The 22637-nt window shown below is 31.8% G+C and carries 20 protein-coding genes; 13 read left to right on the top strand and 7 right to left on the bottom strand.

The genetic code is table 11. The annotated features are described in order from the left end of the window. Positions 1–32: 32 nt before the first annotated feature. Positions 33–194: a 50S ribosomal protein L34 gene (gene rpmH / locus KO500_RS13210; protein ID WP_215957026.1), complete on the bottom strand. Its 162-nt coding sequence runs from the start codon at positions 192–194 to the stop codon at positions 33–35. A gap of 207 nt (positions 195–401) precedes the next feature. Here rpmH and KO500_RS13205 point away from each other — a divergent pair, with 207 nt between their 5' ends. Next, entirely contained in the window at positions 402–917 is a 516-nt protein-coding gene (locus KO500_RS13205) for a DUF2892 domain-containing protein (protein ID WP_215957025.1), read from the top strand. A 70-nt stretch (positions 918–987) separates the two neighbouring features. Here KO500_RS13205 and KO500_RS13200 read toward each other — a convergent pair whose 3' ends face one another. Both KO500_RS13200 and KO500_RS13195 read right to left on the bottom strand, forming a co-directional pair. Beyond that, on the bottom strand, positions 988–1935 hold the full coding sequence (locus KO500_RS13200) for a lytic transglycosylase domain-containing protein (protein ID WP_215957024.1): 948 nt from the start codon (positions 1933–1935) through the stop codon (positions 988–990). A 33-nt stretch (positions 1936–1968) separates the two neighbouring features. Continuing rightward, a complete protein-coding gene (locus KO500_RS13195) occupies positions 1969–2646 on the bottom strand; it encodes an alpha/beta fold hydrolase (RefSeq protein ID WP_215957023.1) in 678 nt (225 codons plus the stop codon). A 175-nt stretch (positions 2647–2821) separates the two neighbouring features. Between KO500_RS13195 and KO500_RS13190 the strand changes: the two genes are divergently transcribed. Beyond that, positions 2822–3118, top strand: a complete 297-nt coding sequence (locus KO500_RS13190) for a GNAT family N-acetyltransferase (RefSeq protein WP_215957078.1) — start codon at positions 2822–2824, stop codon at positions 3116–3118. Between the two features lie 33 nt (positions 3119–3151). Here the strand turns inward: KO500_RS13190 and mtaB are convergent, their stop codons facing one another. The 3 genes from mtaB to KO500_RS13175 form a co-directional block, all read right to left on the bottom strand. Next, on the bottom strand, positions 3152–4480 hold the full coding sequence (mtaB, locus tag KO500_RS13185) for a tRNA (N(6)-L-threonylcarbamoyladenosine(37)-C(2))-methylthiotransferase MtaB (protein WP_215957022.1): 1329 nt from the start codon (positions 4478–4480) through the stop codon (positions 3152–3154). Between the two features lies 1 nt (position 4481). Beyond that, positions 4482–5657 carry a GlmU family protein gene (locus KO500_RS13180; protein ID WP_215957021.1) on the bottom strand — a complete coding sequence of 392 codons (1176 nt, stop codon included), beginning with the start codon at positions 5655–5657 and terminating at the stop codon, positions 4482–4484. An 87-nt stretch (positions 5658–5744) separates the two neighbouring features. Next, positions 5745–5999 (bottom strand): type B 50S ribosomal protein L31, encoded by a 255-nt coding sequence (locus tag KO500_RS13175; RefSeq protein WP_215957020.1) that lies wholly within the window; start codon positions 5997–5999, stop codon positions 5745–5747. Positions 6000–6165: 166 nt separating this feature from the next. On the opposite strand from KO500_RS13175, the gene KO500_RS13170 reads away from it, so the two are divergent. The 9 genes from KO500_RS13170 (at position 6166) to KO500_RS13130 (ending at position 16434) form a co-directional block, all read left to right on the top strand. Beyond that, entirely contained in the window at positions 6166–6675 is a 510-nt protein-coding gene (locus KO500_RS13170) for a DUF4199 domain-containing protein (RefSeq protein ID WP_215957019.1), read from the top strand. Positions 6676–6745: 70 nt separating this feature from the next. Then, entirely contained in the window at positions 6746–7267 is a 522-nt protein-coding gene (locus tag KO500_RS13165; protein WP_215957018.1) for a DUF4199 domain-containing protein, read from the top strand. Between the two features lie 34 nt (positions 7268–7301). Beyond that, entirely contained in the window at positions 7302–8276 is a 975-nt protein-coding gene (locus KO500_RS13160) for a glycosyltransferase family 2 protein (protein WP_215957017.1), read from the top strand. Between the two features lie 30 nt (positions 8277–8306). After that, positions 8307–10016: a phospho-sugar mutase gene (locus tag KO500_RS13155; protein ID WP_215957016.1), complete on the top strand. Its 1710-nt coding sequence runs from the start codon at positions 8307–8309 to the stop codon at positions 10014–10016. Then, a complete protein-coding gene (locus tag KO500_RS13150) occupies positions 10016–11839 on the top strand; it encodes an ABC transporter ATP-binding protein (protein ID WP_215957015.1) in 1824 nt (607 codons plus the stop codon). Before KO500_RS13155 ends, KO500_RS13150 begins: the two co-directional genes overlap by 1 nt. Positions 11840–11946: 107 nt before the next feature. Continuing rightward, positions 11947–12489 carry an RNA polymerase sigma factor gene (locus tag KO500_RS13145; protein ID WP_215957014.1) on the top strand — a complete coding sequence of 181 codons (543 nt, stop codon included), beginning with the start codon at positions 11947–11949 and terminating at the stop codon, positions 12487–12489. Between the two features lie 45 nt (positions 12490–12534). Continuing rightward, positions 12535–13056, top strand: a complete 522-nt coding sequence (locus KO500_RS13140; protein ID WP_215957013.1) for a hypothetical protein — start codon at positions 12535–12537, stop codon at positions 13054–13056. Beyond that, positions 13046–13492: a hypothetical protein gene (locus KO500_RS13135; RefSeq protein WP_215957012.1), complete on the top strand. Its 447-nt coding sequence runs from the start codon at positions 13046–13048 to the stop codon at positions 13490–13492. The genes KO500_RS13140 and KO500_RS13135 overlap by 11 nt, the downstream gene beginning before the upstream one ends. Before the next feature lie 293 nt (positions 13493–13785). Beyond that, complete coding sequence (locus tag KO500_RS13130; RefSeq protein WP_215957011.1) at positions 13786–16434, top strand: TonB-dependent receptor; 2649 nt, start codon at positions 13786–13788, stop codon at positions 16432–16434. A gap of 65 nt (positions 16435–16499) precedes the next feature. Here the strand turns inward: KO500_RS13130 and KO500_RS13125 are convergent, their stop codons facing one another. Continuing rightward, positions 16500–17528 (bottom strand): WD40/YVTN/BNR-like repeat-containing protein, encoded by a 1029-nt coding sequence (locus KO500_RS13125; protein ID WP_215957010.1) that lies wholly within the window; start codon positions 17526–17528, stop codon positions 16500–16502. 74 nt (positions 17529–17602) lie between these two features. On the opposite strand from KO500_RS13125, the gene KO500_RS13120 reads away from it, so the two are divergent. Together KO500_RS13120 and purL are read left to right on the top strand one after the other, a co-directional pair. Beyond that, positions 17603–18835, top strand: coding sequence for an RsmB/NOP family class I SAM-dependent RNA methyltransferase (locus KO500_RS13120; protein ID WP_215957009.1), 1233 nt, complete (start codon positions 17603–17605; stop codon positions 18833–18835). Positions 18836–18945: 110 nt separating this feature from the next. After that, positions 18946–22605 (top strand): phosphoribosylformylglycinamidine synthase, encoded by a 3660-nt coding sequence (gene purL, locus KO500_RS13115; protein WP_215957008.1) that lies wholly within the window; start codon positions 18946–18948, stop codon positions 22603–22605. Positions 22606–22637 lie beyond the last annotated feature (32 nt).

The raw sequence follows: 22637 nt of genomic DNA, 5'->3' as shown, positions 1-22637 counted from the left end.
AACACCTAATCTATTGAAAATAACTTCAATCATTATTTCTTATGTCTTGTTTCAGAAGATACAGTTAACTTTTTTCTGCCTTTAGCTCTTCTACGAGCAAGAACTTTCCTTCCATTTACAGACGCCATGCGTTCTCTAAAACCATGTTTGTTCTTTCTCTTTCTTTTTGATGGTTGAAATGTTCTTTTGCTCATCTTATAATATCTTTAATATGCTTTAAACCTGTTCTAACTTTTTTTTGCCCATAGCTCAGGCAAAACTGGGCGCAAATATACAAAGAGTTTTTGCAATGACAAATCTAATTTAAAAAATATTTTAGTTTGTTTTTATTACTTTTGCGAAATCAAAATTACGAACAACTAATTTTAGTTATAATAACCTTATACAAATTAACAAAAAACATGTTTAATAAAATTTTTAAATTAATCATTGCAGGATTAATTATTGCTTATGCTATTTACCAATTTATTGAAGGAAACATTGGAAATGGTATATTTTTAATACTATTTTCATCAATATTCATCTTCTTATACTTTAGAAACGAAATTATTTTATTAGCATTTTTAAGAATGCGTAAGCAAGATTTAGCTGGAACAGAAAAATGGTTAACTAAAATTAAAAACCCTGAAGCAGCATTAACGGTAAAGCAACAAGGGTATTATAATTATTTACACGGAATTATTTTTTCTCAAACAAACCTTACTACTGCCGAAAAATACTTTAAAAAGGCATTAAAACTAGGTTTAACAATGGATTATGATATTGCTATGGCAAAGCTTAGTTTAGCTGGAATATCTATGCAAAAGCGAAGAAAAAGAGAAGCTACGATGTTGCTTAACGAAGCTAAAAAATTAGATAAGCAAAACATGCTTGCTGATCAGATTAAAATGATGAAACAACAATTGAAAAAAATATAAGTTCACAAGTATTCAAACATAAAAAAAGCTTTAGCAATTGCTAAAGCTTTTTTTATACAAATTAACTTCTTTATTTAGAAGCCATATAATATCCTTTATTCGGAATTTCAATAATATACTTTTTACGAGAATTATTATTTAAATGCGGCTCTCTTAACCATGGATTATGACGTTTTAATATCTTGTAATTAATTTCATATTCTTTTGCAAAAACAGCGAAATCAGTAACAGGAACATCAACCTCTACATTAAATGTTGGTACTTGTTTATATAAATTTTCTTTAGAAATTTCAAAACCATATTTCTCTGGGTGCGATAAAATCTCTTTGATAGCCAAAATTCTGAATACATAACGACCAGTTTCTTGCCCTAAAAGCAAATCATAATATTCATTTACATCTTGCGCTTTTAAATACTTCTGAATTCCGTAAGGTCCTGCATTGTATGAAGCAGCTGCAAGTGTCCAAGAACCAAATCTTTCTTTTGAACTCAATAAATACTTACAAGCAACCTCTGTAGATTTTTCAACATGGTAACGCTCGTCAACATTACTATTTACTTCAAGACCATATTCTCTACCTGTAGTTTTCATAATTTGCCAAAAGCCAGTTGCACCTGCTGGCGAAACTAAATTCTGCAAACCACTCTCTGCAACAGCTAAATATTTAAAATCATCAGGAATTCCGTTTTTAGCTAAAATAGGTTCTATGATTGGAAAATATTTATTGGCTCTTTTCATTAAAAGCAATGCATTAGATTGCCAGTAGGTATTTACTAAAAATTCACGATCCACACGCTCCATCACCTCAGGATCTTCAAATGGAACTTTTTCACCTGCAAAGTTTAAATCATCAGGAATTTCAACTGACGATATCTTATATCCAGAAGCTTCTTTTGCTTTAGCCACTTCCTTTGCTACATCAGCAGGAACAGCATTTGAACTTTGCACAGCAAAAATTAGTGTACTCATTACAAAAAGCACCCCTAAAAACATTAAAACATTCTTTATAAACTTCATAGATTTTTATTTTTTCATTTATACTCAAAGGTATTAAATAGAACTATCGTTTTCTAAAATAATTTTAGGAAGATGTTCATTAAACCAACGGAATCTATGTATAATCATTGTATGAGTTCCGTTTTTTACCGTAATACAATTACTTATATTACGAATAGGAAAAACTGGGTCTTTATCGCCATGAATATGTACCAAATTAGAAATTGTTCCGCGTTGCTTCCAATTTACAACCCTATCTACAGACCAATCTATATAACCTTTATCTCTTACTGATAAGTATTTTTCATATAAATCTAACCGTTTTGTGACTGCTTCTCCAAAAGCATATTTAGCAAGTAATTCAATATTATTAACCATTCCTGTAGGCAACAATTTATGCACCTTAGTAACCCTTGCAAAATGCATTTTTGCTGGTAATTCTTTTTCTGATTTGACACTTGAAATTATAATTACTTTTCTGGTTTTTATAATTCGAGACATTTCTTGAACTAACAAACCACCAAGGGAAACACCAATAAGAACTGGATTTTCATGCCTAATATGCTTACACATTAACTTAGCATACTCTTCTAAACTAATATTTTTTTCAGGAATTGACCATTCCAGAAAATTGACATCAAAAATTTCAGGTAACAAAACAAGGTTATCAAATATATTTGATGATGTTGCCATACCCGGCATTAAATAAACAGGGATTTTAGAATGCTCCATAAACAATCAAACTATCAGATTTTTAGGTTATTAGCCATAAATTGACTAATTTTATAATCTTTCAAATTTACTTTATAATACAATCACATTAAAATGATTACTTAAAAAACCACTATAATCTTGAGAACATTATAGATTGGTTGCACACACTATTGAAAATAAAATCACAACAAATATGAATGAAGTAGAAATTAAGGACAATGCTTTTCAGCGTCAATTTGAAACTACTGTCGATGGCAATTTAGCTAAAATGGAGTATTCCTTACAAGAAAGAAAAATTTTCTTAACTAAATTAATCATTCCTGAAACAATTACAAGAGAAGGCTTTAAAGAAGAATTTATTGAAGCTACACTCTCAATTATTCAAGAAAGAAATCTTAGAGTAGTACCTACAAGTCCTCAAGTAGCAGGGTTTTTACGAAAAAACAGCAGAAAGTATAAAGAAATGCTTCCTGTAGGAATTCGCATCTAACAAAATTAAAAACCTCTCAATTGAGAGGTTTTTTTATGCTTCTATTTTTTCTGAGATAAAATTTAAACGAACCAAACCATCTTCATCAATTTCAGTAAGTTCTACCTTTTTTAATTGATTTACTAGTTCCGGATTCCATGGCGCTTTTACTTTTACATAATTCTCTGTAAATCCTTGAATATATCCTTCTTTATTTTCACTTTCAAAAAGTACGGTTCTTTTACTTCCTAGTTGACTTTCATAGAAAGCTCTTCGCTTTTTAACTGATAAGCCTCTTAGCATTTTACTACGCTTACTACGCACATTTTGAGGTACCGCATTTTTCATACTTGCCGCAACAGTATTATCACGTTCAGAATATGTAAATACATGCAAATAAGATATATCTAATTCATTTAAAAAATGATATGTTTTTAAAAATAGCTCATCTGTCTCACCAGGAAAACCAACAATTACATCAACACCAATACAAGCATGAGGCATTACTTGCTTTATTTTAGCCACCCTATCTACATACAAACCGCTTAAATAGCGACGTCGCATTAGTTTTAAAATCTCATCACTCCCACTCTGTAATGGAATATGAAAATGAGGCACAAATGAATTGCTATTTGCCACAAAATCAATAGTCTTATTCTTTAGTAAATTTGGCTCTATAGATGAAATACGAAGTCTGTGAATACCCTCAATAGTATCTAGTGCTTCTACCAAATCAAAAAAAGTATGTTCGTGTTTTTTATTCCCAAACTCACCTTTACCGTAATCACCAATATTTACACCCGTAAGTACAATCTCTTTAATATCTTGAGACGCAATTTCAGCTGCATTTTTTAATACATTTTGCAACGTATCACTACGAGAAATACCTCGTGCTAAGGGAATTGTACAGTATGTGCACTTGTAATCACAACCATCTTGTACTTTTAAAAAAGCACGAGTTCTATCACCAATAGCATAACTACCCACATAAAAATCAGCATCAACAATTTCACAAGAATGTACTTCACCGAAATCATTCTTAGATAAATCGTTTATATAATCTGTAATCTTAAATTTCTCTGTTGCCCCTAAAACCAAATCAACCCCATGTACAGATGCTAATTCTTCTGGCTTTAATTGCGCATAACAACCTATTGCCGCAACAAAGGCATCCGGGTTAACTTTTTGCGCTTGTTTTACAATATTTTTAAATCTCTTATCTGCATTTTCAGTTACTGAACAGGTATTTATTACATACATATCTGCTTGTTCCGTAAAATCTACACGATCAAAACCTTCTTCTTGAAAACTTCTTGCTATAGTAGAAGTTTCTGAAAAATTAAGCTTACAACCTAACGTATAAAATGCGACTCTCTTCTTCATTTTAGTAATTCCTCCATTTTTTTGTTTCCTCAAATACATGAGTCATAATTGCTTCTTCCACCTCATCAAATTCAATGTCCCTACGAGACATTACAATTCGCATTGTTTCAAACGCCTTATTTGGCAAGTAGCTTTTAAAACCAGATGCACCACCCCAACTATAACTTGGCACAAAATTACGAGGCAAACCGCTACCAAAAATATTAGCACTCACCCCTATAACCGTACCTGTATTAAACATGGTATTAATTCCACATTTACTATGATCACCCATCATTAAACCACAAAACTGCAAGCCTGTTTTTGCAAAACCTTCCGTTTCGTAACTCCACAAACGAACAGCATCATAATTATTTTTGAGGTTTGAATTGTTAGTATCTGCTCCTATATTACACCACTCACCTAGCACTGCATTACCTAAATAACCCTCATGACCTTTATTTGAATATCCAAATAAAACCGAATTATTCACTTCACCTCCGATTTTACTATACGGGCCCACAGTAGTTGCACCGTATATTTTTGCTCCCATTTTTACAACAGAATTATTACAAAGCGCAAAACCACCTCTAATCATAGCACCTTCCATAATTTCAGAATCTGCACCAATATAAATAGGCCCTTTTGTAGCATTTAACATACAAAACTCAACCTTGGCACCTTCTTCAATAAAAATATTACTTGGGTTGATAACCTGGTTTGTTTTTGAAATAGGCTCGCTTACTCTATCTTCTGTAATAAAATTAAAGTCTTCTTGTAATGCTTCTGCATTTTTAGAGAAAATATCCCACGTATTTTCTATTCTAAGTACAGTATCGGTATATTCAATAGCTTCATAAGCACTTAAATCTACCTCTTCTTGATTTTCTTTTGTAAAAAAAGCGATTACATCATCACCAAAAAAAATTGCTTGATTCTCTTTTAAATCACCAATCATTTCAACTAAAACTTCGTTTGGCAAAAAAGAAGCATTAATTAAAATATTTTCTTCCATTTCAACCATCGGATACTTATCAGATAAATAATCTTCAGTAATGGTAGTAGTGGTTGTTCGTAAATAATTTTCCCATTTTTCTCTAATGGTAAAAATTCCTATACGAATATCAGCCACAGGCTTCGTAAAAGTAAATGGTAACAGCGCATTGCGAACAGTACCATCAAAAAGTATATAGTTCATTGTGGTTAATATTTTAGTGCAAAAATAAAAAAAGTCACGCTCCGAATAACTTCAGAACGTGACTTTATTGCTAAAAATAGCAAATATTTATTTTTTATCGAACTTCTTGTATTTGTTCTTAAATTTATCAATACGACCAGCCGTATCAACTAATTTAGCTTTACCTGTGTAAAAAGGGTGAGAAGTTCTAGAAATTTCTAACTTAATCAAAGGATATTCAACACCTTCAACTTCTAACGTTTCCTTTGTATTGGCAGTAGACTTAGTAATAAAAACATCTTCATTAGACATGTCTTTAAATGCAACTAATCTATAATTCTGTGGGTGTATATCTTTTTTCATCTGTAAAAAAATTTGTAACTTCTATTTTTAGAGGTGCAAATTTAAGTTTTTTTCTGATACTAACAATTAATATTTGCAAAAAATAAAACAAAAAATGCATTTTGCCCCAAACATACTGTATAATAAAGGTTATTTTTGTAATCTAAACTTCAAAATTAAAGATAAATTGACCGATAATTCATCAAATTCAATTAAAAAATTTGTTCTTCCGATAGCTTTACTCTTTAGTTTAGGTAGAATAATTCTTGATATAATTTCAAAATTAGCTCAAGTAGGCGCTAAAATGTACTACGCTACTTTTTTAATAGCTTTTGTATTAGAAGTACTTGCCATTATTTACCTTATTGCTGGCTATAAAAAAAGACAAGGTAATTTAATAAACCTTAGAGAAGCACTGGTAGTTGGTGTTATGTTTATGGTTATTGTTGGATCTTTATTCGCAATTGAGTCATATATATATGATACATTTATTGATGGTGAGTTTCAAAAAAACGTTGCCATTGAATGGGCTAACTTATATGGCAAAGGTGAAGATGTAGAAAAAATGATGAATGATGGTAGTGGCACACAAAAAACAAATGCCATATTTAGCATATTTACAAGCATTATTAAATTTTCAGTAATCGGAATTTTAATATCTTTTATTGTCGGTAGTATTTTGAGAAACAAAAAATAAAGCTACCTTTTTTATGTAACAAATATTTAAATAAGAATACTAATTTGTTGCAACCAAAAATTCTTAAAAAATGAAAACTAAAGAACCTAAGGCATTAAATTTCGGAATTGTTTACGGAGCAACGGCATCAATCATCGGCTTTATTTTTACTCTCATGCTTTTGTATGCAAATATGCTATATGAGCAATCTATTGGTAAAACATTAGTCGGTATTTTTATATTAGTCGGCATTGTAGCACTGGCTATCTATAACTTCAGAAAACAGAACAATGGTTTTCTTACAATAAAACAAGGTATAGTTGTTGGTATTTTTGTTTCACTATTTGCAGGTATCTTAACTATACTATTAACATATGTATTAACAACATTTATAGTTCCTGATTTTTGGGAAACTTCTACAGCATACAATAAAATTGCAATGCAAACCAAGTATCCACAAATGACAGCCGAACAAATAAATGATACTGTAGCTATGCAAAGTAAAATGTATTGGATTACTTACCCAATAATATTACTTTTCAACCTATTTCTTGGATTCATTACTGCTTTAATCACAGCTCTTATCTTAAAAAGAACAGAAGAAATTAATTAATCCGTACTTTTGTTACTATTATCAGTTATAGTACATGAATTTATCAATTGTAATACCCCTTCTTAACGAAGAAGAATCATTAAACGAGCTTCATAATTGGATAGTTTCTGTAATGGAAGCTAATAAATACAGCTATGAAATCCTATTTATAGATGATGGTAGTACCGACGATTCATGGTTGAAAATATCAGAACTATCTTCAGTAAACCCCAATGTAAAAGGTCTTCGGTTTTTGAAAAATTTTGGAAAATCACAAGCTTTACATGCTGGTTTTAAAGCTGCTAATGGCGATGTAATCATCACTATGGATGCTGACCTTCAAGATAATCCCGAAGAAATTCCTGAACTATTTGACCTTATACAAACTGAAGGTCTAGATCTAGTTTCAGGTTGGAAGAAAAAAAGATACGACTCTATCATTAGCAAAAACATGCCTTCTAAGCTTTTTAATTGGGCGGCACGTAAGACTTCAGGAGTAAAACTTCATGATTTTAATTGCGGACTAAAAGCGTACAACAAAAAAGTAGTAAAAAACATAGAGGTTTCTGGTGAAATGCACCGTTACATTCCTGTTTTAGCTAAAAATGCTGGTTTTTCTAATATTGGAGAGAAAGTTGTTAAGCACCAAGCTAGAAAATTTGGTAGCACAAAATTTGGCATGGAACGCTTTATTAATGGCTTTTTAGATTTAATTACCATTTGGTTCGTATCTAAATTTGGAAAACGACCAATGCATTTATTTGGAGCTCTAGGTGTTGTAATGTTTATCGTAGGTTTTAGCTTTGCGATATACCTTGGCATAGACAAACTTTTGATAAACGAAACTGGTAGATTAATTACAGATAGACCTCAATTTTTTATAGCTTTGACTTCAATGATTATGGGTTCGCAATTATTTTTAGCTGGTTTTCTAGGCGAAATAATGGTACGCTCACGAAAAAATGAAACACAATATAAAATTATTGAAGAAGTAAATAATACAATAATAAAAGAACAATATACTATATAATTTAACCCTAACTTTTTTAAAGTCGAATTTATGGAAAACATATTAAACACTGCTAAAACCTGGTTAACTGATTTTTTTGACGCTGATGTTAGAAAAGAAGTACAAGATTTAATAGACAACAACACTGAAGAACTAAAAGACCGTTTTTACAAAAACATGGAATTTGGTACTGGTGGTATGCGTGGTGTTATGGGTGCGGGTACTAATAGAATTAATAAGTATACATTAGGAAAAAGTACACAGGGGCTTAGTAACTTTTTAAAAGAAACGTATAAAAATGAAGAAATAAAAGTTGTTATTGCTTATGATTGTCGTCATAATAGTGATACCCTTGCCAAAACTGTAGCAGAAGTATTTTCCGCTAACGGAATTAAAGTATTTTTATTCTCAGAATTAAGAACTACACCTGAATTATCTTTTGCTGTAAGACATTTAAATTGCCACGCAGGTATTGTTTTAACAGCTTCTCATAACCCACCAGAATATAATGGGTATAAAGTTTATTGGGCCGATGGCGGACAAATAGTGCCACCACAAGATGGTAAAATTGTCGCAGAAATTAATTCTCTTGCTTTTGAAGATATTAAATTTGATGCTGACGAAAGCTTAATTGAGTTGATTGACAAAGAAGTTGACGAAGCTTTTATATCTGAATCTGTAGAAAAAGGTAGTTTTAACGCTAAAGGTAAAGATGATTTTAAAATTGTATTTACATCATTACACGGTACTTCAATAACTGCAATTCCTGAAGTTTTAAAACGTGCTGGTTATAAAAATGTAACTGTAATAGAAGAGCAAGCAAAACCTGATGGAGCTTTCCCAACCGTTGTTTCTCCAAACCCTGAAGAACCAGAAGCACTTTCTATAGCTATTAAAAAGGCTGAAGAAATTGGTGCTGACATGGTTGTTGGTACGGATCCTGATAGTGACCGTTTAGGTATTGCTGTACGTAACCTTGATGGTGAAATGGAAATTTTGAACGGAAACCAAACTATGGTTTTAATGACTAAATTTCTTTTAGATCAACAAAAAGAAGCTGGTTTTAAAGGTAATGAGTTTATTGCTACAACTATAGTTTCAACCCCAATGATGGAAGCTATGGCTAAAAGTTTTGGTGTAGATTTCAAAACTGCTCTTACTGGTTTCAAATGGATTGGTAAAATGATAAAAGACTTCCCAGAACAAAAATTTATTGGTGGTGGCGAAGAGAGTTTTGGTTTTATGGTTGGTGATTTCGTAAGAGATAAAGATGCTGTAACCTCTACCCTCTTAGCCTGTGAAATTGCAAGTAATGCAAAAGCTAACGGAAGCTCTTTTTATAAAGATTTAATTGAAGCGTATACTGCTTACGGTTTTTATAAAGAAAAATTAGTTTCTATTACTAAAAAAGGAATGTCTGGTGCTGAAGAGATTAAGCAAATGCTTATCGACTTTAAAGAAAATCCGGTAGCGTCTGTTGCAGGGTCAAAAGTGCAGTGGATTGAAGATTATAATACTTCAATTGCCAAAAATGTGATAACTGGCGAAGAAAAAACTATTGATTTACCAAAATCTAATGTATTAATTTACGAAACTGAAGATGGCACTCGTGTTGCTGCAAGACCTAGTGGAACTGAACCAAAAGTGAAGTTTTACATCAGTACAAACACAACATTAGATGACGCTGCTAATTTTAAAAATGTAGATGCTACTTTAAATACTAAAATTGAAGGTATTTTAAGTGAACTGAAATTGAGTTAATGAATTATTTTAAGAAGATTCTTCGCTTTGCGAAACCTTATAAAATGTTTGCGGTTTTAAATATAATCGCAAACATTTTTTATGCTTTGTTTGCTACACTATCAATGGTATCATTGTTTCCAATGTTATCTGTTATTTTTAAACAAACAGAGCCAATATATACACAACCTATCTGGAAAGGTGTATTTAATGCTAAAGAATATATATTTGATTACTTAAGTTATTTTGTAACTCAAAAATCGGGTCAAGGCGAGAATGATGCTTTGATTTTTATGGTGGCACTTGTTATTTCAATGTTTTTTCTTAAAAACTTGTTTAATTATTTAGCCATGTACTTTATTACTTTCTTAAGAAACGGTGTTTTAAAGGATATTCGAAATGAATTGTACGCAAAAACTGTAGAGTTGCCTTTATCTTATTATTCTGAAAAAAGAAAAGGAGATACAATTGCCCGTATTACTTCTGATGTTTTAGAAATACAACATTCTTTTCTATCTATATTAGAGTTAATAATTAGAGAACCGCTAACAATTTTGTTTACCATCATTGCAATGCTTTCTATAAGTGTCAAGCTTACTATTTTTGTATTTATTTTTTTACCAATATCAGGATTTTTAATTTCATTATTAGGAAAATCTCTAAAGAAAAAATCAGATAAAGTACAAAAAGAGCAAGGAACTTTTTTATCGATTTTAGAAGAAACTCTTGGTGGGTTACGTGTTATTAAAGCTTTTAATGCTGAAGAAAAGTTTTCAAATACATTTCAACATTCCACTAAACGCTTTTATGACTTTTCTAATACGTTATTAAATCGTCAAAACTTAGCTTCACCTACTAGTGAATTTTTTGGCATTGCTGCAATTGGAGTCATCCTATGGTTTGGAGGCCAAATGGTTTTAATTGAAAAAACTTTAAAACCTGAGCTTTTTATCGCATATATGGGGTTAGCATACAACATACTAACACCTGCTAAAGCTATTAGCAAAGCATCGTATGGCGTTAAGAAAGGTAATGCAGCTGCAGAACGTGTGTTAGAAGTTTTAGAAACTGAAAGTCCTATTATAGAAAAAGAAAATGCACTTTCTAAAAATACTTTTGAGAATAATATTACACTTGAAAAAATCTCGTTTAAATATGAAGATGATTATGTTTTAAAAGATTTTACGTTAAATGTTCCAAAAGGAGCTACCGTAGCTTTAGTTGGGCAGTCTGGTAGCGGAAAAAGTACTATTGCAAACCTTGTTACTCGTTTTTATGATGTAAATGAAGGCAGTATCACCATTGACGGTACTAATATTAAAGATATGACAAAAAAATCTCTTAGAGGTTTATTGGGTCTAGTTACACAAGATTCCATTTTATTTAACGATTCTGTAACCAATAATATTCGATTAGGAAAAAAAGATGCTTCCGAAGAGGAAATTATTGAAGCTGCTAAAATTGCAAATGCCCATAATTTTATCTCTGAATTACCAAATGGTTACAACACTAATATTGGTGATAGTGGTAACAAGTTAAGTGGCGGACAAAAGCAACGTTTATCAATTGCGAGAGCGGTTTTAAAAAACCCTCCAATAATGATTCTTGATGAAGCAACTTCTGCATTAGATACTGAAAGTGAACGTTTAGTACAAGATGCGTTAGAAAAAATGATGCGCAACAGAACTTCAATTGTAATTGCACATCGTTTATCCACCATTCAAAATGCAAATACCATTGTTGTTTTACAAAAAGGAGAAATTGTAGAGCAAGGTTCTCATAATGAACTTATCGCATCCAATGGCGCTTATAAAAAGCTTGTTGACATGCAGTCATTGGCATAAAACTTCATAATAAATTTAAAAGCTACGATGTTTTTTATAAAATTCGTCGTAGCGATTAAACCTTTTTCTATTTTTAAAGTCTTATTAGAACATTAAGACGTATTAATTTGATATCAGAAGAACTCTTAGTTGAACAGTTGCAGTCCTCAAGCACCCAAGCTCGTGCTTTTGAAATGCTAATTAACGCCTACAAAGAAAAATTGTATTGGCACATTCGTCGCATCGTTTTAAACCATGATGATACTGATGACGTTTTACAAAATACTTTTATTAAGGTTTTTAAAAATATTAAAAACTTTAAAGGTGATAGTAAATTATATTCTTGGATGTACCGTATTGCTACTAATGAAGCTCTAACTTTTTTAAAAACAAAAAGTAGAAAGCTTGGTATTAGCGATGCTGAAACACAAGAAAAAATGATTTCTAGTTTAGAATCAGATGTTTATTTTGAAGGTGATAAAATTGAGCTTGCATTACAAAAAGCTATTGCAACGTTACCAGAAAAACAAAAACTGGTTTTTAATATGAAGTATTATCAAGAATTAAAATATGATGAAATATCAGATATTCTTGAAACTTCAGTTGGTGCATTAAAAGCATCATACCATTTAGCTGTAAAAAAAGTAGAATCGTTTTTAAAAGAGAATTAAACCTTTTAACAAATTGATAGTCAAAATATTGGAAATCAAAAGAAAATGAAAAATAAACCTAATAGTTTTAAAACACCAGATGACTATTTCGATAGTTTAACGGATAAATTGATGTCGCAAATATCAATAGAAGAAACTACAGCCGATACCAAAGGTTTTAAAGTTCCTGAAGGTTATTTTGATACATTAAACGATAGTATTCAGCAAAAACTAAAAGAAGAAGAGCCTAAGGTTATACAACTCAAATCATATAAAAAGTATTACTACAGCGTTGCTTCAATTGCGGCTGTTCTTATTCTTTTTATCGCAATAACATTTTATAACACTAATACAAATAATAGTAACAACGCAGTAAGCTTTGATGATTTAGCAAGTACTGATATTGAAAACTATTTAGAAAATACTGATCTAGAGTTAAGCAGTTATGAAATTGCTGAGCTTGTACCAATTGATGAATTAGAGATTAACGATTTAATAAGTCAATTAGATAATGAAAATATTAATACTTATTTAGATGAATCTATGGATTCCTTTGATGAACTTAATTTATATACCAATGATTACTAATAAAAAAATAGTACTTGTAGTTGCTTTGTTTTTTGCAACAATTACATTCTACGGACAACATGATGTTGATAGAGACAAAATAAAAGCTTTAAAAATAGCTTACATTACTGAACACCTTGATTTCAGCTCTAAAGAAGCTCAAGAGTTCTGGCCTGTTTATAACGATTTTGAAGAGAAAAAAAACAAACTACGTAAACTGGGGCATTCTGAAGTGTATTCTCAAATAAAAAATTCTGATAACCTTTCGGATAGTGATGCTACTAAATTACTTGAAAAGTATACGAAGTACCAAGCTGAAAAGAATGATTTAGAGGAGTCTTACACAAAAAAAATGAAGACTATTATCTCTGCTAAAAAAACATTGCTTTTACTTCGTACTGAAGACGATTTTAAACGCCAACTTATAAAACAATACAGAGACAAAAATAAAAAATAGTATTAAAAACTAAATTTTAGCTCCGTTATAAAGCAATTTATAACGGATTTTTTTTGCCTTATTTTTAATTGAAAAAATATAACATACTCGTTTTAAGCACTTCCTAAAACAGCAATTAGTATTCTTAAAAAATTCACAATTTATTTTTGAAAAATAAATTATTTTTAATCAATCTAAATAAATATAAAGTAATACTTTTGTCCCCGTTTTCAAAATTTTAATACAAAAAAGACAACATTAAAATTTACTATTTGAAACAGTTTTTATAAGAAAGCCTAAAACGAGAATGCATTATGAAATTACAAAAAATGAAGTTTTTAAACTTTGCAAAACTGGTCTGTTTTATTTTATTGCTGACACAAGTTCATGTAATAAAAGCACAAAATTCAGTTAAAAAAAATGAAATTATTGGTACTGTAACTAACGAAGACGGAATACCATTAGCTAATATCTCTATTATGCTAAAAAATACCTCGTACGGTACCTCAACTAATAGAAAAGGAGAGTTTAGTTTATATGTGCCTGTTGGTTCTTATACATTAGTAACCTCATCATTAACACACAAAAAAGCAGAACAGAACATAACTTTAGAAGCTGATAACGCGCTAACAATAGAGCTAAAACTTATTGAAAGTTCAGAAGTATTAAATGAAGTTATTGTTGAAGGTAGTGTCAATAAAGAGCATATTATTTTAGAATCTAAAACAGCAACAAAATCAAACATCAGCTTAATGAATACTCCTGCTCCTATTGTTGTGGTTAGTGGAGCTTTATTAGAGCAACAAGCTAATAGTACAATTCAAGAGAGTATTAGAAACATAAGTGGTGTTACACAAGCCGGTAATAACTATGGTATTGGTGATAATTTAATTATTAGAGGTTTGAGTGCTAACTACGCTTACGATGGTATGTATGGTGGTGGTAGTTTAGGAAACACATTTAACCCTGTTCGTTCACAAACAAATATTGAAAAAATTGAAGTTTTAAAGGGCCCTTCTGCTGGTTTATACGGCATGGGTGCCGCTGGCGGTGTAATTAATTTAATTGAGAAGAAGCCTTTAGATTTTGAACAATATGTAATTGAAACAAGAATTGGCCAATGGGATCACTACAGAGCGATGGTAGATTTAACAGGTCCGTTATCTGATAAAATAAGCTACCGTTTTGTAAGTGCAAGTGAACGTGAAAATGGCTACAGAGATGTATCTACTGAAAGATATGAAACGTACGGAGCTTTAAGTTACAAAACAGACAAACATCAATTTACTTTATCAAGTGCTTATATTGAAGATGCTATTCAAATTGATGCAACTGGTAATCCGGTACGATTAATAACAACTGATTTATTAGGTGACCCTAATGATGGTGGTTATGATTGGGAAAATTTAGTGAATGACACCGCTGTAGATAGTAATGGCGACTTTATTGGTGAGCAATTAACTGATGAACAGAGACAAGAATTAGCAAATTCATTATTAAATACTGATGGTTACGAGCCTTTTGATATTGGTGGCGCTACATTAGTTTCTCCTTTGGCTACGCCAAACCAAGGTGCTGAGTTTAGAATAAAACTTCGTCATGATTGGCAACCATCAGAAACATTTACAATTACAAATCAGTTTTTATACAGAAAATATAACTCTGATTATGTTAGACAAACTGGTGCTTTAAACTATTCATACTATCAAAATAGTGGTATTATACACGATGGTGCTCGTTCTCCATTAATTATTGATGATGTAATATACCCTTACGCTGCAAGAAGACAAGAATATAGAATTGTTGATGCTCAAGAAAAAATGTTCCAATATTTTGGTGACTTTCAGAAAACTTGGGGAGCTGACAATGCAGTTCGCGGTGAACACTTATTAAGTATCAATTACGAAAACAGAAATATTGATTACAGTCAACACTCCACTTGGGATGCTGATGATAGTAGAGCTACTACTCCTGTACCATATATTTTAGATATTAGAAATCCTAATTGGGGAACTGGTGATATTTGGGACTATGATCCAATATTAAGATCTCAATACGAAAAAACGGTACAAGGTTACGGAGTTGGTTTTCAAGAAGTTGTTTACTATAATAAATTCACAGCACGTATTGGCGGTGCATATTTAGGCACAAAACAAAGTTACCAGAATTTATATGACGACGGTCAATTGATTGATTTTGATGATTCTGGTTTTGCATATAACTTAGGTTTAAATTACAGAGCAATGGATCAGTTATCTGTCTACGGAAATTACTCTGTTGGTAGAACAGTTTACAGCGTTACCTCTTCTTTAGATGGAGACGATAGACCAGATTCTGAATCGGAATCTATTGATTTTGGCTTACGTTACAAAAGCACTGATAATAATTTATTAGCTTCTCTTGTATTTTTCCAAACTGCAACAACAAACTTACAATATACAAATGATGATTATGATGATGACCCAGACTCTAGTAGTTATAATGTAGATGTTGTTCAATATTTCTACGATCAAGAAAATAGAACAAAGGGTATTGAATTAGATGTAAACTATTCACTAACTAATTTCTTGTCATTTAATGCGAATGCAACTTTTCAAGATCCAAAAACTTTAGAAGGTGAAGAGGTTACTACAGAACAAACGAAAGGTGTGCCAAAAACTTACGCACGTTTCTGGAGTCAGTACAAGCACTTATTAGGTAAAGCTAAAAACCCTTTAAGCTTTAACTTTGGTGTTAGTTATGAAAGCGAAAGAACTATTGATGGTTACAGCTTAACTGGTGCTCATGTAGATAGTTACGTGCTTTTTGATACTGCATTAGGTTATGGAATTGGAAAAAACTGGGATTTAAGATTGAATATTGACAACCTTTTCAATACAAGGTATTATGTAAAAGCAATGTTTGCTGGTGCATTACCTGGTGAAACAAGAAACTATCAGCTTACCGCTAGATATACTTTTTAAGTTCACAAAACATTTAAACAAAAAGCCGCTTTAGTAATTAAAGTGGCTTTTTTTTATCTAATTTTTTATCTAAAAGTCAGTTTTGAAACCCCTCCTTTACCAGCAGCGTACGCTACTGAATCATTTTTGAATCGTAAGGTATAAAAACCTTCATCAGATAATTGTTTCCAAGTTGTTCCCATATCTGTGCTATAACTAATACCTGTAAAACCTACAGCTACCAAACCTAAACCTCTATCGTTTGGTACAAATTGCACACAACTTTTATAACCCGGTTCACTTTGGTCTGCAACTAATTGCCATGTTTTACCTGCATCAGTAGTAATTGCTTTATTAGCTTTTGTAGCATCAGGTTGAGTGAAATCACCACCAATAGCAAAACCTAAATTTTCATCATAAAAATCAATAGAATAAATACCTTGTGTAGCTTTTTTACTTATAAAATTAGTCATAATCGCTTCCCAAGATTTTCCCTTATCACTTGAATAAAGAATAGTTCCGTTAGTCGTAGCAACCCAGGTTTTATCACCAACTATTTTTATATTAGTGTTACTTGCTGCAAATGCTCCTTCCCCATCAATTGCTTCTGGCAAGCTACTACAATCTTGTTTGTTCCATGTATTCCCGCCATCTCTAGTAATCAAAATTGACATACAACCGTTCATACTATCGCCGATAGCTATTCCTTCTGTATCATTATAAAAAGTCATCGCATCATAGAAAACCTCATCACCTTCTTCTTTGTAAACCAATTCAAATTTTCCATTATCACCTGTTTTATATAATAATGCTGGACTACCTGCTGAAAGCACAAAAACATCTTCAGTAGTATGCGCAATAGTTCTAAACTCAGGAAAAATAGAGTCGTATTTTTGGTTTGTTGCATATACTTTATTGGTATTCAAATCAATATTACCAATAAAACCATCATTTGCTGCAAATGATAAATTAGTACCTATCAATTCAATAGCTCTTACACTTAGACTATCTTCATAAATAGTTTCAATTTCAACAGTTGAAAATGGGATTTTTTCTTCTTTTGTTTCACAAGAAAAAAGCAATAATAAAAAGCTAAAAACAAATAAATACTTCATAACGATAAATTTCAATCAAAAATATAAGGAATAAGTTCTAATACAATACCTTTGCACCCTTATATTTTAGAATTATGAAACTACATAGAAATTTGGTGTTTGCAGTTGTTGATGCCTTGAATCTAATATTTAATGAAGAAGAATACGCGGACAAAGTAGTTCAAAAAGTATTAAAGTTCGATAAACGTTGGGGTGCAAGAGACAGAGGTTTTATTGCAGAAACAACTTATGAAATTGTACGTTATAAAAGATTATATACTGAAATTGCTGAAGTAAAAGCTCCTTTTAGCAGACCAAATTTATTTAGATTATTTGCTGTTTGGGCTGTTTTAAGAGGAATTGAATTACCAGATTGGAAACAAATTGAACCTGTACCAACTCGTAAGATTAAAGGTAGATTTGATGAACTTTCTAAGATTAGAAAATTTAAAGAAGCAATACCTGATTGGATTGATGAAATTGGAGTAAAATCATTAGGAGAAAAGCGTTGGACAAAAGAGATTAATGCTTTAAACCAACAAGCTGATGTAATTTTAAGGGTAAATACTTTAAAAACTACAAAAGATGCTCTGCGTAAAAATTTATTAGAAAATGGTATTGATTGTGAACCTATAAAAGGATATACAGATGCTTTAAAGTTAGCTGAACGTGGTAATGTTTTTAGAACAGATGCTTTTCAAAAAGGGCATTTTGAAGTTCAAGATGCATCATCACAATTAGTAGCTGAGTTTTTAGATATTAAACCAGGTCAACGTATTGTTGATACTTGTGCAGGTGCCGGTGGTAAAACATTACACATTGCTGCTTTAATGGAAAACAAAGGGCAATTAATTGCCATGGATATTTACGAAAACAAATTAAAAGAACTTAAACGTAGAGCTAAGCGTAATGGAGCTTTTAATATTGAGCCAAGAGTTATTGATTCTACTAAAGTGATCAAAAAATTAGCCGGTAAAGCTGATCGTATTTTAATTGATGCGCCTTGTACAGGTTTAGGTGTTTTACGGAGAAACCCTGATGCCAAGTGGAAATTACAACCTGAGTTTTTAGAAAAAATAAAAACAACACAGCAAGAAATTCTTCGTAGTTATAGTAGAATGTTAAAACCAAATGGAAAAATGGTATATGCCACTTGTTCTATTTTACCACAAGAAAATAACGACCAAGTAAAATCATTTTTAGCTTCTGAAGAGGGTAAAGACTTCAGGTTAATTAAAGAAAATAAGGTTTCTGCAGCTGAAAGTGGTTATGATGGTTTTTACATGGCATTGCTAGAGAAAGTAGCTCCTGCCAAAAAAGAAGCTTAAAATAAAAAGTAATCAACAATTTGAATTAAAACTGTTAACTATTCTAAGAAAAAGATAGGCGAAAAAGATGTAAATTTGTTCTTTCTAAAAACGAACAATTTATACCGCTCATGATTCACTTTTTCGGGGATATAACCAGTAAGGTTTTTGCAGTTCAAACTAAAAATGAACTTTCAGAAGATAACATTTCAAAATTATCATGGTTGTTTGGCAACCAATCTAAAATAAATACGGCGTCTCTTGACGCCTTTTTTGTTGGCCCTAGAGCCGCAATGATTACGCCTTGGAGTACCAATGCTACCGAAATTACTCAGAATATGGGTATTGAAGGTATTATTAGAATCGAAGAGTTTATCACTTCAACAGAAACAGCAAAAGATTTTGATCCAATGCTATTTCAAAAATACAATGGCTTAGATCAAGATATATTTACTATTGAAATTACTCCTGAAGCTATTCTTGAGATTGACGATATAGCTACCTACAATCAAAAAGAAGGCTTAGCTTTAAGCGATGAAGAGGTTGCGTACTTAGATAATCTATCTAAAAAATTAGGGCGTAAATTAACCGATTCTGAAGTATTTGGTTTCAGCCAAGTAAATTCAGAACACTGTCGTCATAAAATATTCAATGGTACTTTTGTAATTGATGGTGAAGAAAAACCTTCTTCTCTTTTTAAATTAATAAAAAAGACCTCACAAGAAAACCCAAACGGGATTGTATCTGCATATAAAGATAATGTAGCTTTTGTTGAGGGGCCAAAAGTGATTCAATTTGCACCAAGAAGTGCTGATAAGCCTGATTTTTATGTAGAGCAAGATTTTGATTCTGTTATTTCATTAAAAGCAGAAACACATAATTTCCCTACAACAGTAGAGCCTTTTAATGGTGCTGCAACAGGTGCAGGTGGTGAAATTAGAGATCGTTTGGCTGGTGGTAAAGGTTCTTTACCCTTAGCAGGAACAGCGGTTTACATGACTTCGTATTCTAGATTAGAAAAAGATAGAAAATGGGAGAACGGTATGCCGGAACGTAAATGGTTATACCAAACTCCTATGGATATTTTAATCAAAGCCTCAAATGGAGCTTCTGATTTTGGAAATAAATTTGGTCAACCTTTAATTACAGGTTCTGTTTTAACTTTTGAACATTCTGAAAATGACCGTCGATTAGCATACGATAAAGTAATTATGCAAGCTGGTGGAATTGGTTATGGTAAAGCTGACCAAGCTATAAAAGCAAAACCAGAAACTGGAGATAAAATAGTTATACTTGGTGGAGACAATTACCGTATTGGTATGGGTGGAGCAGCTGTTTCAAGTGCTGATACTGGTGAATTTAGTTCTTCTATTGAATTAAACGCGATTCAACGTTCTAACCCTGAAATGCAAAAACGTGCCGCTAATGCTGTCCGTGGTATGGTAGAAAGCGACAAAAATACTATCGTTTCTATTCATGATCATGGTGCTGGTGGACACTTAAATTGCTTATCGGAATTGGTTGAAGAAACTGGTGGAAAAATAGATTTAGACAAACTTCCTGTTGGTGACCCTACATTATCTGCAAAAGAAATTATCGGCAACGAATCTCAAGAGCGTATGGGGCTTGTAATTGGTAAAGAAGATGTTGATTTACTTTCTCGTATTGCAGACCGTGAACGTTCGCCAATGTATGAAGTTGGTGATGTTACAGGTGACGACCGTTTTACCTTTGAGTCTAAAACCAACGGCGACAAACCAATGGATTTAGCACTTGAAGATATGTTTGGTAGTTCACCAAAAACAATAATGACAGATAAAACTGTTGATAGAAATTATACCGAATTAGAATATTCATTAGAGTTTTTTCATGATTATTTAGATGGCGTTTTACAGTTAGAGGCTGTTGCATCTAAAGATTGGTTAACAAATAAAGTAGACCGTTGTGTTGGTGGTAAAGTTGCGAAACAACAATGTGCAGGGCCTTTACAATTACCATTAAATAATTGTGGTGTAATGGCTTTAGATTTCAAAGGAAAAGAAGGCATTGCAACTTCTATTGGACACTCTCCTATTTCTGGATTAATTGACCCAAAAGCAGGTAGTAAAAATAGCATTACTGAAGCTCTAACCAACATTATCTGGGCACCCTTAAAAGATGGCTTAGCTTCTATTTCATTATCTGCAAACTGGATGTGGCCTTGTAAAAACGAAGGTGAAGATGCTCGTTTGTATGAAGCTGTTGAAGCAATTTCAGATTTTTCAATTGCATTGGGCGTGAATGTGCCAACTGGTAAAGATTCACTGTCAATGAAGCAAAAATATAAAGATGGTGATGTTATATCACCTGGCACAGTTATTATTTCTGCCGCAGGTAATTGTAACGATATTACTAAAGTAGTTGAACCTGTTTTACAAAAAGATGCCGGTTCTATCTATTATATTAATCTTTCACAAGATAGTTACAAATTAGGTGGTTCATCATTCGCTCAAATATTAAACAAAGTTGGTCATGAAGCTCCAACTGTAAATAATCCTGAGAATCTAAAAATTACGTTCAATACAATTCAAAATTTAATTAAGAATGATGAAATTGTTGCCGGGCACGATGTTGCTTCTGGCGGTTTAATTACAACATTACTAGAGCTGTGTTTTGCTGATGTTGATTTAGGTGCAAACTTAAACTTAACTAGTTTAGGTGAAGAAGACACTATTAAAATATTGTTCTCAGAAAATGCAGGTATTGTTTTTCAAGCAAAACATGATGCTTCAATTGAAAAAGTTTTAAGTGATGCTAAAATAGATTTCCATAAAATTGGTACAGTTGCTAATGAAAGTACATTATCAATTAAAAACGGAAGTATGGAAATGGGGCTAAACGTAAACACATTACGTGATACTTGGTTTAAAACTTCTTACTTATTAGATGCCAAACAAACAGCAAAAAATTTAGCTAAAGACCGTTTTGATAATTACAAAAATCAGCCATTAAATTATATTTTCCCTGTAAATTATGAAGGTAAGTTACCTGCTAATTCATTCACGAGACCTAAAGCTGCTATTTTAAGAGAAAAAGGAAGTAATTCTGAGCGTGAAATGGCAAATGCTATGTATTTAGCTGGTTTTGATGTAAAAGATGTTCACATGACAGATTTAATTTCTGGTCGTGAAACCTTAGAAGATATTCAGTTTATTGGTGCCGTAGGTGGTTTTTCTAATTCTGATGTTTTAGGAAGTGCGAAAGGTTGGGCTGGTGCTTTTAAATACAATGAAAAAGCGAATATTGCTTTAAAAAATTTCTTTGCAAGACCTGATACACTATCTGTTGGTATTTGTAATGGTTGCCAATTGTTTATGGAGTTGAGTTTAATTAATCCAGAACATCATACTCATGGCAAAATGTTACATAATGAATCATTGAAGCATGAAAGTAACTTTACATCAGTAGAAATTCAAAAAAATAACTCTATAATGCTTTCTTCTTTAGAAGGATTAAAACTAGGAGTTTGGATTTCTCACGGTGAAGGAAAATTCAATTTACCACTCTCTGAAAATGACTATAATATCGTTGCTAAATACGGCTACGAAGGTTACCCTGCAAACCCTAACGGAAGTGATTTTAATACCGCTATGCTTTGTGATAAAACTGGAAGACACTTAGTAACTATGCCACATATTGAAAGATCTACTTTCCCATGGAACTGGGCACACTACCCTTCTTATAGAAAAGATGAAGTTACGCCTTGGTTACAAGCTTTTATAAACGCTAAAGAATGGATTTTAAATAAATAGTCTAGATTACCATATTATAAAAAAGCAAACAG

It is taken from the genome of Cellulophaga baltica (assembly GCF_018861125.1).
Classification (GTDB): Bacteria; Bacteroidota; Bacteroidia; order Flavobacteriales; family Flavobacteriaceae; genus Cellulophaga; species Cellulophaga baltica_A.
This window is presented reverse-complemented; position numbering and strand designations above follow the sequence as displayed.